The organism is Streptomyces sp. NPDC006365 (assembly GCF_042870755.1).
In the GTDB taxonomy this organism is placed as follows: domain Bacteria; phylum Actinomycetota; class Actinomycetes; order Streptomycetales; family Streptomycetaceae; genus Streptomyces; species Streptomyces xiangluensis.
In genome coordinates this window covers 448,225-461,091 of record NZ_JBIAHS010000003.1, presented here as the reverse complement: position 1 = coordinate 461,091, position 12,867 = coordinate 448,225, and the positions used below count along the sequence as shown (strand labels likewise).

At 68.0% G+C, this 12,867-nt stretch carries 11 protein-coding genes and 2 pseudogenes; 8 read left to right on the top strand and 5 right to left on the bottom strand.

Features of this window, described 5'->3' with window-relative positions:
* Positions 1-176: 176 nt before the first annotated feature.
* Positions 177-1,193, bottom strand: coding sequence for a LacI family DNA-binding transcriptional regulator (locus ACFYO0_RS11310; protein WP_388673571.1), 1,017 nt, complete (start codon positions 1,191-1,193; stop codon positions 177-179).
* 283 nt (positions 1,194-1,476) lie between these two features.
* On the opposite strand from ACFYO0_RS11310, the gene ACFYO0_RS11305 reads away from it, so the two are divergent.
* The 7 genes from ACFYO0_RS11305 to ACFYO0_RS11275 all read left to right on the top strand — a co-directional run bounded on the left by ACFYO0_RS11305 (position 1,477) and on the right by ACFYO0_RS11275 (position 9,802).
* Positions 1,477-2,790 carry an extracellular solute-binding protein gene (locus tag ACFYO0_RS11305; protein ID WP_388673569.1) on the top strand — a complete coding sequence of 438 codons (1,314 nt, stop codon included), beginning with the start codon at positions 1,477-1,479 and terminating at the stop codon, positions 2,788-2,790.
* 110 nt (positions 2,791-2,900) lie between these two features.
* Positions 2,901-3,896 (top strand): carbohydrate ABC transporter permease, encoded by a 996-nt coding sequence (locus tag ACFYO0_RS11300; RefSeq protein ID WP_388673567.1) that lies wholly within the window; start codon positions 2,901-2,903, stop codon positions 3,894-3,896.
* A gap of 13 nt (positions 3,897-3,909) precedes the next feature.
* Entirely contained in the window at positions 3,910-4,851 is a 942-nt protein-coding gene (locus tag ACFYO0_RS11295) for a carbohydrate ABC transporter permease (protein WP_388673565.1), read from the top strand.
* Between the two features lie 90 nt (positions 4,852-4,941).
* Complete coding sequence (locus tag ACFYO0_RS11290; protein ID WP_388673563.1) at positions 4,942-6,414, top strand: GH1 family beta-glucosidase; 1,473 nt, start codon at positions 4,942-4,944, stop codon at positions 6,412-6,414.
* A 417-nt stretch (positions 6,415-6,831) separates the two neighbouring features.
* On the top strand, positions 6,832-7,617 hold the full coding sequence (locus ACFYO0_RS11285) for a cyclase family protein (RefSeq protein ID WP_388673561.1): 786 nt from the start codon (positions 6,832-6,834) through the stop codon (positions 7,615-7,617).
* Positions 7,614-9,254 (top strand): thiamine pyrophosphate-binding protein, encoded by a 1,641-nt coding sequence (locus ACFYO0_RS11280; protein ID WP_388673559.1) that lies wholly within the window; start codon positions 7,614-7,616, stop codon positions 9,252-9,254. The genes ACFYO0_RS11285 and ACFYO0_RS11280 overlap by 4 nt, the downstream gene beginning before the upstream one ends.
* 203 nt (positions 9,255-9,457) lie before the next feature.
* Positions 9,458-9,802 (top strand): hypothetical protein, encoded by a 345-nt coding sequence (locus ACFYO0_RS11275; protein ID WP_388673557.1) that lies wholly within the window; start codon positions 9,458-9,460, stop codon positions 9,800-9,802.
* A gap of 24 nt (positions 9,803-9,826) precedes the next feature.
* Here the strand turns inward: ACFYO0_RS11275 and ACFYO0_RS11270 are convergent, their stop codons facing one another.
* The 3 genes and pseudogenes from ACFYO0_RS11270 to ACFYO0_RS11260 all read right to left on the bottom strand — a co-directional run bounded on the left by ACFYO0_RS11270 (position 9,827) and on the right by ACFYO0_RS11260 (position 11,514).
* A complete protein-coding gene (locus tag ACFYO0_RS11270; protein ID WP_388673555.1) occupies positions 9,827-10,333 on the bottom strand; it encodes a GNAT family N-acetyltransferase in 507 nt (168 codons plus the stop codon).
* A gap of 103 nt (positions 10,334-10,436) precedes the next feature.
* Positions 10,437-10,648, bottom strand: a pseudogene (locus ACFYO0_RS11265) (transposase family protein); the annotation flags it as partial.
* Positions 10,649-10,797: 149 nt separating this feature from the next.
* Positions 10,798-11,514 carry an SDR family oxidoreductase gene (locus ACFYO0_RS11260; protein WP_388673554.1) on the bottom strand — a complete coding sequence of 239 codons (717 nt, stop codon included), beginning with the start codon at positions 11,512-11,514 and terminating at the stop codon, positions 10,798-10,800.
* A gap of 120 nt (positions 11,515-11,634) precedes the next feature.
* On the opposite strand from ACFYO0_RS11260, the gene ACFYO0_RS11255 reads away from it, so the two are divergent.
* Entirely contained in the window at positions 11,635-12,036 is a 402-nt protein-coding gene (locus ACFYO0_RS11255) for a MerR family transcriptional regulator (RefSeq protein WP_388673552.1), read from the top strand.
* 83 nt (positions 12,037-12,119) lie between these two features.
* Here ACFYO0_RS11255 and ACFYO0_RS11250 read toward each other — a convergent pair.
* Positions 12,120-12,425 (bottom strand): annotated as a pseudogene (locus ACFYO0_RS11250) (hypothetical protein); the annotation flags it as partial.
* Between the last annotated feature and the right edge of the window lie 442 nt (positions 12,426-12,867).

The window sequence follows — 12,867 nt, the reverse complement described above, 5'->3', positions numbered from 1 at the left end:
TCGCGAACGATCCGTGACTTCCGTGGTGCACCTGGGAACCTTGTCAGCCGAATCCGTGCGTCCCGCCCGCCCCAATTCGAATGGGTCGCGCCTCTGCTCGGGGTGTGGAACGCCACTCCTCGCGCCGCGCCTCTGTCCCCATCGTGAAACGCCAACCGCGAACGCTTCTCATGGACTTATGACGATTCGCGTACCACGAGTTCGGTGGGCAGAACGACGCGCTGACGCGGCTCCTCGGGATTGCCGATTTCCTTGAGGAGGATGTGGGCGATCATGCTGCCGATCTCCTCGACGGGCTGACGCACGCTGGTGAGGGGCGGGTTGGTGTGCCGGGCGATAATGGAGTCGTCGAATCCGACCACCGCCACTTCGTCCGGGACGCTGCGCTCTTGCCTGCGCAACTCCGCAAGCGCCCCCGCCGCCATGACGTCCGAGGCGACGAACACGGCGTCGAGCCCGGGAACTTGTTCAAGGAGTGAACGCATCGCGGCCTCGCCGCCCTCCTCGGTGAAGTCCGCCGCGGCCACGAGCCGCTCCGAGGCATCCCGGCCCGCCTTCTCGAGGGCCTCCCGCCAGCCCTGGAGCCGGCTGCGCGCCACGTCCATGTCGAGGGGACCGCTGATGGTGGCGACGGTCCGCCGCCCCCGTGCGAGCAGGTGACTGACGGCCGTCGCGGCTCCGCCCGCGTTGTCGGAGTGCACGTGGCTGAGCGACTCGGCGGGGGAGCGGCGACCGGCGAGCACCGTGGGCAGTCCCATGTCCTCCAGCATGCCCGGCAGCGGGTCCTGCTCGTGCACCGAGACCAGGAGCACCCCGTCGACGCGCCGCTCCGCCACCGACTCGGTGAGCTGGTCACGCTCCGCCTGGTCGCGTACGAGCACCAGTTGGAGCTGTGTCCGGGTTTCCGCGAGGGCGGTGCTGACCCCTCGGATGACGGCCGAGAAGTAGGGCTCGGAGCCCAGTCTGCTCTCCGACTCGGGGATCACCAGGGCCACGGAATTCGTCCTGCTCGTCACCAGCCCCCGGGCCACCGAGTTGGGGACGTAGTTCAGCTCGGCGATGGCGGCGAGCACGGCGGCCCTGGCCTGCTCGCTGACGAGCTCCGAGCCGTTGATGACTCGTGAAACCGTGGTGCGTCCGACGCCGGCGCGCGCGGCCACGGTCTTGATGGTCGGGCGTTGCCTGCCCTCCATGAGACCTCCCTCGCTTGCGCGTTGCCCCGACGGCGTTCACCTGCGCATTGTGCCAGACCCGCGGAGAGCGCCCGCAGGGCCCGAGCGCAGCGGTACGACATCCTGCGGCAACAAAGTGGATTCAACTTCTTGACAGACGCCTTTCGTGACGGCCAGGCTTCGGGCTTCCGGGTGGGCACGTTCCCACCACCGTTTGGGAACGTACCCACCGGACAAATCGTGCCTGCGGAGCGGACCGTGAGGCTCGAACTCCGGTGCGTCAGCGCCGCCGCTAGGAGGACGAATGGACAAGTTCCGAAGGAAGTTGCGTACGAGGGTCGTGGCCACCGTGTCGGCTGTGTCGGCTCTCGGTCTGGTCGTGGGCTGCGGGGGCAGCAGTGACGGGGGGACCGGTGGGGGAAAGAAGGACGGCAAGGTCACCATCACCATGGGCCTGTTCGGCGTCATGGGCTTCAAGGAGACCGGTCTGCTCGACAAGTACATGAAGGAAAACCCGAACGTCGTCATCAAGGCGGACGTCGCGGGCGACGAACAGACCTACTACACCGCCCTGCAGACCCACTTGGCCGCCGGCAGCGGGCTGAAGGACATCCAGGGCATAGAGATTGGTCGGGCCAAGGAGTTGTCCGACACGCAGAAGGACAAGTTCGTCGATCTGGCCGGCGTGGCCGGGACGGACCACTTCCTTCCGTGGAAGCAGAGCCAGGTCACCACCTCGGACAAGAAGGTCATCGGCCTCGGCACCGACATCGGCCCCATGGCGGTCTGCTACCGCAAGGACCTCTTCGAGCAGGCCGGCCTGCCCACCGACCGCGACGAGGTCGCCAAGCTGTGGGAGGGCGACTGGTCGAAGTACGTCGACGCGGGCAAGCGGTTCAAGGCGGAGTCCAAGAACGACAAGGTCGCCTTCATGGACAGCTCCAGCGGGCTGTTCAACGCCATGATCTACGGCAACTCCCAGCAGTTCTACGACAAGAAGGGCGAGCTGATCTACGCCACCAACCCTGTCGTGAAGGACGCGTGGAAGCTGGCCTCCGAGGCGGCCACGTCCGATCTGACCGCGAAGCTCCGCCAGTTCCAGCCCGGTTGGGACCCCGGTCTGGCCAACAGCACCTTCGCCAGCACGGTCTGCCCGGCGTGGATGCTCGCGCACATCAGCGAGAAGGCGGGCCCGAAGAACAAGGGCAAGTGGGACGTCGCCAAGGCACCCAAGGGCGCCAACTGGGGCGGAGCGTTCCTCGGAGTGATGGAGAAGAGCCCCGTCAAGAAGGAGGCGCAGGAGCTCGTAGCCTGGCTCACCGCCCCTGAGCAGCAGGCCTACATCTTCAAGAAGCTCGGCAACCTCCCCTCGTCGCAGACCGCGTTGGAGATGCCCGAAGTGGTCAATGCCAAGTCGGACTACTTCAGCGGCGCGCCCATCGGGCAGATCTTCGGCGCCGCGGCCCAGGAGATCCCCGATGAGCAGGTGCTCGGCCGCAAGGACGGCACCATCAAGGACATCTTCTCGCAGGGTCTGACCTTGATCGAGGCGCAGAACAAGAGCCCGAACGAGGCGTGGGAGACCAGCGACAAGCGCATCGAGAAGGCTGCCGGCTGACCTCGGGCCCCGTTGCCCGTCCCCGTAGCCGCCCGGCGCCCCACGCACGGCCCGTGTGGGCCGCCGGGCCCCTGCTCGCCTCCCTCATCCTCCAGGAAGGACGCCTTCCGGTGGCCATCTCCACCTCGACACCCCCAGACGGTGCGCCCGGCACCGCCCCGCCGGCCGGGACCGGCACCGGCGGGGACCGTCAGCGTCGCCGTACGCTGCTGCACCGCCTCGACGTCCGGGGCGCGCCGTACGCCTTCGTCGCCCCGTTCTTCATCGTCTTCGCCGCCTTCAGTTTCTACCCGCTCATCTACACCTCGTGGATCTCGCTGCACCGCGTCGAACTGTCGACCCTGAACCTGATGGAGTGGGTCGGCTTCGACAACTACACGGCCCTGTGGGACGACGACCGCTTCTGGAACGCGCTGCTCAACACCTTCACCATCGGCGTCCTGTCGACCGTGCCGCAACTGCTGATGGCGCTCGGACTGGCGCATCTGCTCAACTACCGGCTGCGCGGCTCGACGTTCTTCCGCGTCGCCGCCCTCACGCCGTACGCCACGTCGGTGGGTGCCGCAGCCCTCGTGTTCACGATGCTCTTCGAACGCGACTTCGGCATGATCAACTGGATGTTGAGCCTGGTCGGTGTCGACAACGTCGACTGGGAGAACAACAAGTGGGCCGCGCAGACGGCCATTTCCACGATCGTCATCTGGCGCTGGACCGGCTACAACGCCCTGCTCTACCTCGCGGCGATGCAGGCGATCCCGCGCGACCGGTACGAAGCCGCGGCCATCGACGGCGCATCGCGGTGGCAGCAGTTCCTCAAGGTCACCGTCCCCGGCATCCGCTCCACCATCGTCTTCACCATCGTCCTGTCCACGATCGGCGCCACCCAGCTCTTCGGTGAGCCCCTGATCTTCGGCCAGGGCCCGAACGGCATCACCGGGGGAGCCGACAACCAGTACCAGACGCTGGGTCTGCTGCTCTACGAGGAGGGCTGGAAGAACTACCAGATGGGGCGGGCCGCCACGGTCGCCTGGGCGATGTTCCTGCTGCTCATCGTCGTGTTCATCGTCCAACGAGTCGTCAAGCGCGTCATGGCGCGCAAGGCCTGACCGGGAGATTTCCATGACCACAGACAGCATCCCGGTCCAGGCGACGGACGCGCGCCCCGGGGTCGCGAAGAAGGCACGGAAGGACACGCCGTCCGGCGGCCGGCGCCGCCAACTGTTCCGGCACCCGGGTGCCGGACGCCAGCACCATGCGGGTCCCGTCGCCTACATCCTCCTGGGAATCGCGGCGCTGTTCTCGCTCTTCCCGCTCTACTGGACGATGGTGGCGGCGTCGACCGACAACACGCGCGTCACCCAGACGCCTCCGCCGTTCCTGCCGGGGCCCCACCTTCTGGAAAACCTCGGCAAGGCCTGGCAGGACGCCGCACTGGGCAAGGCCATGCTCAACAGCCTGATCGTGGCCGGCGTGATCGCCCTGTCCACGGTGCTGTTCGCCACCCTCGCCGGCTTCGCGTTCGCCAAACTGCGCTTCAAGGGCCGCAACGTCCTGCTGATGCTCGTGATCGGCACGATGATGGTGCCGCCTCAACTCGGCGTCGTACCGCTGTTCATGATGATGACGGAACTGGGCTGGGGTCAGAAGCTGCCCGCCGTCATCTTCCCCACGCTCGTCAGCGCCGTCGGGGTGTTCTTCATGCGGCAGTACCTGTCCGAGGCGCTGCCCGACGAACTCGTCGAGGCCGGGCGGGTGGACGGTGCGCACTCCCTGCGCATCTTCTGGAGCATCGTGCTGCCGATCGCCCGGCCTCCCATGGCCGTCCTGTTCATGATCACGTTCGTGCACGCCTGGAACGATTTCTTCTGGCCGTTCATCGTGCTCGACATGAGCAATCCGACGGTCCCCGTCGCGCTCACCCAGCTCAGCGCGGGATACGTGCGCGACCAGTCGTTGATCATGGCGGGCGCCCTGCTCGGCACGCTGCCCCTGCTCGCCCTGTTCATCGTCTTCGGCCGTCAGATCGTCGGCGGAATCATGCAGGGAGCGGTCAAGGGATGAACACCCTGCCGTCCCCTCGTTGCCGCGGCCCTACGACGCCCGCCACCCCGCTTCGCCTCTCCCACCCCGCAGTCATCTGGAAGGACCCACGTGACCACCGCAACCCGAAGTGTCGCGCCCGCCTCGGAGAACACCACCGTCACCAGGTTCCCGCAGGGATTCACCTGGGGCACGGCGACCGCCGCCTATCAGATCGAGGGTGCAGCCTCCGCGGACGGACGCACCCCTTCGATCTGGGACACCTATTCGCACACACCTGGCAGGGTGCGCAACGGCGACACCGGTGACGTGGCCACCGACCACTACCACCGCTGGCGCGAGGACGTCGAGATCATGGCCGACCTCGGCGTCAGCGCCTACCGGTTCTCCCTGTCGTGGCCGCGTGTGCAGCCGACCGGCCGCGGCCCGGCCGTCGAGAAAGGGCTCGACTTCTACCGTGCCCTGACCGACGCGCTGCTGGAGAAGGGCATCGAGCCGGTCGTCACGCTCTATCACTGGGACCTGCCACAGGAGTTGGAGGACGCGGGCGGCTGGCCGGAGCGCGTCATCGCCGACCGGTTCGCCGACTACGCGGCCCTGGCGGCCCGTGCGCTGGGGGACCGGGTGAACACCTGGACCACCCTCAACGAGCCCTGGTGCAGTGCCTTCCTGGGATACGGCTCAGGCGTCCACGCGCCCGGGCGCACCGACCCGGTCGCGGCCCTGCGCGCGGCACACCACCTCAACCTCGCCCACGGCAAGGCCGTTCAGGCGCTGCGTGCCGAACTGCCCGCCCGTGCACAGGCGTCCATCACACTCAACATTCACCACGTCCGCGCGCTGACCGAGGCAGCCGAGGACGTCGACGCGGCCCGCAGGATCGATGCGCTGGCCAACCGCGTCTTCACCGGCCCTCTGCTGGAAGGCCAGTACCCACAGGATCTCCTCCAGGACACGGCGAGCCTGACCGACTGGTCCTTCGTACGGGACGGCGACACCGCCACGATCCACCAGCCGCTCGACTTCCTGGGCGTCAACTACTACACACCCACCGTCGTTTCCGCCGCCACCGGCGAGGCCAGCCACGGCTCCGACGGACACGGGATGAGCGAGCACAGCCCCTGGCCGGGCGCCGACAACGTCGCGTTCCACCGGCCTCCGGGAAGTACCACGGCGATGGGCTGGGCGGTCGACCCCAGCGGTCTGTACGACCTGCTGATGAGACTCAAGGCAGACTTCCCCGCGATGCCTTTGTTGATCACTGAGAACGGGGCCGCGTTCGACGACTACGTCAACCCGGAGGGCGAGGTGGCCGACCCGGAACGCATCGCCTACCTCCACGGCCACCTGTCGGCCGTGCACCGGGCGCTTGTGGCCGGCGTCGACATCCGGGGCTACTTCCTGTGGTCCCTGCTGGACAACTTCGAGTGGGGCTACGGCTACAGCAAGCGCTTCGGTGCCGTCTACGTCGACTACCCGACCGGCAAGCGCATCCCCAAGGCCAGCGCACGGTGGTACGCCGACGTGGCCCGCACCGGCACCTTGCCGGACGGAGACGGCGGGAACGGGCGAGATCGGGTGTGACATCCCGGCACAGCCGCGGTATCGGCGGAGCGCTGACCGGCGATGCCGCAGGTTGATGGCGACTGTCGTCGAGGTGGTGCCGGGTCTGGCGGCCGCCGGCAATGACGGGTGCCTGGGACCGGCTGCGTGTGCCCCACCGTCGGCCCGTGAACGCGGCTGCGGTGGGCAGGACGAGGGCGATACGGGGCGACCGCGGGGGAGTGCTGAGGGACAGACGCCGGCTCGTCGCGGCGGCTTGGCACCCCGCATCGTGTCAACGGCTGGTTGATCATTCGCTCGAGTCGGCGGACTGCCCCCGCCGCGTGGATGAGTCGGCGGACTTGAGGGCGGGCATGGCGGGACATTGGCTCATTCACCTGAACAACCGTCATATCGGGCTGCCATGCTGTCAGTTCCGCATTGCCCTAGGAGGCCCTCATGTCCGAGCCGTCCGTCCTCACTTCGCTGGTGTCCGGGTTGCGGGGTGGGTCGATCGAGGTCGTCGACCTCACATCGCCGTTGTCGTCGTCGACACCGGTGATCCAGCTGCCGGCCGAGTTCGGCCAGACCGCGGTGTTCGAACTGGAGGAGATCAGCAGGTACGACGACCGGGGGCCGGCCTGGTACTGGAACAACTTCCGCAGCGGCGAGCACACCGGCACCCACTTCGACGCCCCCAACCACTGGGTGACCGGGAGGGACCTCGACGACGTCGCGTCCGTGCCGGCGCGTCGGCTGGTCGCACCGGCCGCCGTGCTGGACTTCACCGCCGAAGCGGAGGAGGACCCGGACTTCCTCGTCGAGGTCGATCACGTGAAGGCGTGGGAGACGGAGAACGGCCCGCTGCCGGACGGTGGTTGGTTGTTGCTGCGTACCGGCTGGGACGCCCGCGCGCACTCGCAGGAGGCGTTCGTCAACGCCGACGAGAACGGCCCGCACACTCCCGGCCTGTCGCCGGAATGCGCCCGGTGGGTGGCTCAGGAGTCGCCGGTGATCGGCCTCGGCGTCGAGACGGTGGGTACCGACGCCGGACGCGGGCACGCGTTCGACCCGGCCTTCCCGTGTCACTCCCATCTCATGGGCAGTGACAAATACGGGCTGACCCAGCTGCGGAACCTGGCGCTGCTGCCGGCGACCGGCTGCGTCGTCATCGCGGGACCGTTGCCCATCGTCACGGGGTCCGGGGCTCCTGCTCGCGTGCTGGCGCTGGTGGAGCGCTCGTGAAGGTCGCGGAGGCAGTCGGGCGGGCGTTGTCCGCGTCCGGCGTCGGCCATGTCTTCGGGGTGGTCGGATCGGGCAACTTCCATCTGACCAACGCCATGGTGGCGGCGGGTTCGCGGTTCGTGGCCGCACGCCACGAAGGCGGCGCGGCGACGATGGCCGACGCGTACGCGCGCATGAGCGGCACGGTGGCCGCCCTGAGCATCCATCAGGGGCCCGGTCTGACGAACGCCCTCACCGGTGTCGCCGAGGCGGCCAAGAGCCGTACACCCCTCCTCGTGCTGGCAGCCGAGGTGACCGAGCCGAGGTCCAACTTCTACGTCGACCAAGAGGCGCTGGCGCGTTCGGTGGGCGCGGTGCCGGTGCGAGTCACGTCGGCGGAGGGTGCGGTGGGGGAGGCCTGCACCGCGGTGCGACGAGCCTTGCACGAACGGCGCACCGTGCTGCTCAACCTCCCCTTGAGGGTGCAGGCACTGGACGTGCCTGACGATGCCCGGACGTGGAGCGCGCCGCCGCCGAAACGGGTGGCGGTCGAACCGGCGGCGGCGGACGTGGCAGCGCTGGCGCAGGTGCTCGAGCGGGCTCGACGGCCGGTCTTCGTGGCCGGCCGGGGATCACGCGCGCCTGGTGGCCGGGATGTCCTCGAAGCAGTGGCGGAACGCTACGGTGCACTGCTGGCGACGTCGGCCGTGGCCCGAGGCCTGTTCCACGGCAATCCGTGGTCGCTCGACGTGTCCGGAGGTTTCTCGTCGCCCCTGACGGCGGAGCTGATCGGGGCTGCGGACACCATCGTGGGCTGGGGCTGCGCGCTGAACATGTGGACAATGCGGCACGGCCGCCTGATCGGTGCCGACACGACCGTGGTGCAGGTGGACGACGACGCGTCGGCGCTCGGTGCGCATCGCGAGGTGAATCTCGGGGTCACCGGCGATGTGGAACTCACGGCGCGGCGTGTGCTGGAGACGGGCGGCGGGAAACGGCAGGGCTACCGGACCGCCGACATCGCCGCGGCCATCGCCGCACGCGTGCGCTGGCGGGATGTGCCGTACGAGGACACGAGCAGCCGCGAGCGGATCGACCCGCGAACACTGAGCATCGCGCTCGACGACATCCTCCCCGCGGAGCGGGTGATCGGCGTGGACTCCGGCAACTTCATGGGATACCCGAGCATGTACCTGTCGGTGCCGGACGAGAACGGCCTGTGCTTCACCCAGGCGTTCCAGTCGATCGGCCTGGGACTGGCGACCGCGATCGGCGCGGCACTGGCGCAGCCGGACCGGCTTCCGGTGGCCGCGCTCGGGGACGGCGGCGCGATGATGGGCGCCGCAGAACTCGACACAGTACGCCGGCTCGGGCTGCCGATGGTGGTCGTCGTGTACAACGACGACGCCTACGGAGCCGAGGTGCACCACTTCGGGCCCGGCGGATATCCGCTCGAGACAGTCGAGTTCCCGCCGACGGACATCGCCGCAGTGGCGCGAGGGTACGGCTTCGAGGCGGTGACCGTGCGCACGCGGGGGGATCTGAAGGCCGTCGAGGACTGGATCGCCGGACCACGATCCGCGCCTTTGCTCATCGACACCAAGGTGGTCAGAGACCAAGGAGCCTGGTGGCTTGAGGAGGCGTTCCGCGGACATTGAGCGCCGACGGGCTGCGCCGCGACGGCCGGCGCCCGCCCGGTGAACCCGCGGTGGGGTAGGCCGGGTATCGTCTCGGTCGCTTGGATGTCGGCCATACCGTCAGGGGAACGGTCGTGCGCGGGGGCTGTTGATCGTCCGTACCCTTGCACTGCGGGGCACGGCGACCGCGTACCGTGGAGGCATCGCAACCGGAGGTCACGCACATGTCCGTGCTACCGCACGAGCCGAGCCCGCAGGCCGATTCGGATCCGCAGCGACTGGAACAGGCCGAGGGCCCGCAGACGCTCGGCGAGTTGCGCGCGGCGCTCGCGGTGATCGGTCCCGAGGTGTTGACGGCTTTCAATGCCCGGCTCGACGCCGCGACGTTCGGTGAGGAGCACGCCGAGGTCATCGCCAAGGCCCGCCGCACCGTGGCGTTCTCGAACCGCGCCGAGGTGACGGCCCCCGTAGCGGACCCCATCGACGAAACGTCCGCGGCACAGCCGGCGAAGGATCTGTGGGCCCACCTTGACGTGCGGGACAGTGAGCCTTTTCCAACCTCGTCCTGAGGTTGTTCAGCCCCGCTCGTCAGCTCACTCCGTGCGAAACGAGACAGCCAGATACAGGAGCTCTCCGCGCTCGTCCGCACGTGCGTACTGCATCACCATGCCGAGGCGGGCGGCGATCTGCAGCGAGGCTGCATTAGCCGGTCGGATCGTGGCCCACACTCGGTGAATTCCGGCCGAGAAGCACTCCTCTAGAACCGCTTGGGCAGCTTCACCAGCCAACCCACGTCCCTGATGGCTGGCGCGGACCTCGTAGCCGATCTCCGGCTCAACGGCACCCGTTCGTCCCGCAAAGACCCCGCAGGTACCCACCAGCAGATCGCTATCGCGCAGGCGCAGCCCATACCAGGCCAACCCGCCCTGCATCGCACGCATCCTGCGCTCGATCCAGTCTGCAGTCTGCGCAACTGCAGTTAAGGGCCCGCTGCCGATGGTGTGCGTCTGGGGGTCACTGAAGATTTCGTGAAGCTCAGCTGTGTCCTCCGGTCGGAAGCACCGCAACTGCAGTCGCGACGTCTCGATCAGAGCCCGCACGCACTCCCCCTCCAAGCTCCGCCGAGGTTCGATACTCCCCGCACCGTGAACCAGTCCGGCTCGTCAACTTGCCCGCCCAGCAATCCGCTTCCCACTTGAAATCTCAATACGCGGACTGTGAGCCCTTTCCTCGGCTTGAGGTGTTGAGGTGAAGCGCGAGGACCGCCTGGACGAGGCTGGTGATGCGGGTGGTGCTGCATCGCAGCTTGCGCAGAATCCGCCAGGTCTTGAGAGTGGCCACGGTCCGTTCACCGAGTGCGCGTATCCGCGCATGCGAGACGTGACGGCGCGCTGTCCTGCGAGGGTGTCCGGCCGTCGGCGTGGTCTTCCGACCCCGCCCGCTCAGTCAGCCGGTGTCGTGATGTCCGCGGAGCCAGTTGCTCCGAAATGGCCGCATGCCAGTACCGAGCCCCGCTCAGTGCTGGGCGAGAACCTGCGCCGCGATCTGGGCGCACCGGGACGGGTCAGTTCCCGGAAGGCACGCTGTACAGCTGCGCAGGGTCGCCGGAGAGGGCGGCCTTGACGAAGCGGCTAGGGTCGTCGACCAGCACCTCGATGGCCCCGGCCTGCACGCCGTCGAGGCTGGCGCGTGCGACATCGGCCGGGTCGATCTTGAGGGCGTCGCGTCCCGCCATCATGTCGGTGTCCGCGGCCCCAAGATGCACGCCCTGGACGAGGATCTTCTGATCGGCGAGTTCAACGCGCACTCCGTTGGTCATGTTCCACTCCGCGGCCTTGGCCACGGAGTAGGACGCCGATCCTTGGGGGGTGGCGACCCACGACAGCACGGACAGAATGTTCACGATCGCTCCTCCGCCGTTGGAAGCGAGGTGTGGAGCGAAAGCACGAATGACCCGGAGCGTACCGAAGAGGTGAGTTTCCAGATCCTGCCGGATCCTGTCCAAGTCATCGGTCAGGAGCTGCGCCCCGGTCGCGATGCCGGCGTTGTTGACCAGTACCGCAACGTCCTGCGCTGCTGCGGCTGCATCCGCGATCGATTTCTCGTCCAGCAAGTCCAGGTACAGCGGCGTGATCCGCGAGTCGGACGTATCGATGCGCTCCGGGCGGCGAGCAGTGGCGTAGACCTTCTTGGCTCCCCGGGCCAGCAGCTCGTCGACGAAGCGCCGACCGATCCCGCGGTTGGCTCCGGTCACGAGTGCGGTGGAACCGGCAATATCCATGATCATTCCTTTCGGCGGGCGGAGGGAGATTCGTTTCCGCCCTGGACCGCCTACGCTAAAACTTGACGTTGACGTCAAGGGCAAGTCCCGACAGGCGACATGCGGGCAAGGGGAGTCACGATGCGTATCGGCGAACTGGCCAGCAAGGCTGGGGTCAGCACGCGCGCCCTGCGCTACTACGAGGAACAGGGCCTGCTGCAGCCCCAGCGCACGACCAGCGGTCAGCGCGTCTACCCGGAGTCGGCCGTGGACCGTGTGGGGCTCATCCAGCAGCTCTACACAGCTGGTCTCGGCAGCCGCCTGATCGCGACCCTCCTGCCCGCCATCGACGCCCGCCATGTCGACCCCGAGCTGCTGGAACGCTTGCTCGACGAGAGCTCCCGTATCAAAGCGAAGGTCGCCGCATTGCAGGACGCGGGCCGCCGACTCGACCTGCTGATCAGTCTCGCCACACACCCGGGTATGGAGTCGTGCCCCACCTCGCTCGACCATGCGCTGACTCGGGAATCCCCCTCAGCCTGACGCCGCGTGGCACCAACTTCACGCTCCTCGACGCCAAGGAGCAGGCCGACCTGGTGGTCGACAAGCAGGATCGCGGCGCGCGGCATGCCCTCGAGGAGGTGGCGGCTCGGCACTCCGTCGCCGCAGACGCCGTACAGCGAGCCGGAGGCGCCGCCGTGAAAGGGGCCGGTGTCGGTCGCGAGGTCCACGGCGAGCCGTTCCGGCTCCGCCGCCGTTCGTGCCGGCGGCGGTCGCGGCGAGCGCGGTGGAGAGGACGCCACCGCCACGGCACCTCCTCCTGTCGTTCGTCTGCTGCTTGTTCGTCTTCTGCGTCGCACCGAAGTCTCCGTGTTGTCCCTGAGGGCGCAAAGAAGGGGGCTGGGGGCAGCGGTCGGCTCCGCTGCGGCCATCGCTTCGAACCGGTTCGACAGATGACCGTGATTGCATCGCTCGCTGTCATGGGGAGGTGTCTTCGACGGCGGAGTGGTGCTTCGCGCACTTGTCGAACCGGTTCGCCGGAAGCTAGCACCGGCGAACCGGGCCAGCAATACTCCCGACGCGATCTCTCCACCTCGGTGCGGGCGGACGTCAGGCGCTGTGAGAACCCCACGGAAGGGCAATATGCCTGGTGAAGGCGATGGCGCTGGGTGCGTCCGGTCCCCGTGTTCTCCATGCATGGGATTTCCGGGCTGTTTCCAAAGTGCGCCCAAGGCATTGACACCCGCCCGGTCGGCTCCTTACCTTCCCTTCACGCGAACCGGTTCGACAAAAGCGAACCGCCGCCCCTTCGATCCCTCAGCACCTGCGACCCGTACGATCCTCCCTCTCAGGGAGCAGCGAACCGGTTCGATG

Coding starts and splice junctions, on each gene's coding strand:
- ACFYO0_RS11310 (WP_388673571.1), bottom strand. CDS start 1,193: ATGGAGGGCAGGCAACGCCCGACCATCAAGACCGTGGCCGCGCGCGCC.
- ACFYO0_RS11305 (WP_388673569.1), top strand. CDS start 1,477: ATGGACAAGTTCCGAAGGAAGTTGCGTACGAGGGTCGTGGCCACCGTG.
- ACFYO0_RS11295 (WP_388673565.1), top strand. CDS start 3,910: ATGACCACAGACAGCATCCCGGTCCAGGCGACGGACGCGCGCCCCGGG.
- ACFYO0_RS11285 (WP_388673561.1), top strand. CDS start 6,832: ATGTCCGAGCCGTCCGTCCTCACTTCGCTGGTGTCCGGGTTGCGGGGT.
- ACFYO0_RS11275 (WP_388673557.1), top strand. CDS start 9,458: ATGTCCGTGCTACCGCACGAGCCGAGCCCGCAGGCCGATTCGGATCCG.
- ACFYO0_RS11260 (WP_388673554.1), bottom strand. CDS start 11,514: ATGGATATTGCCGGTTCCACCGCACTCGTGACCGGAGCCAACCGCGGG.
- ACFYO0_RS11255 (WP_388673552.1), top strand. CDS start 11,635: ATGCGTATCGGCGAACTGGCCAGCAAGGCTGGGGTCAGCACGCGCGCC.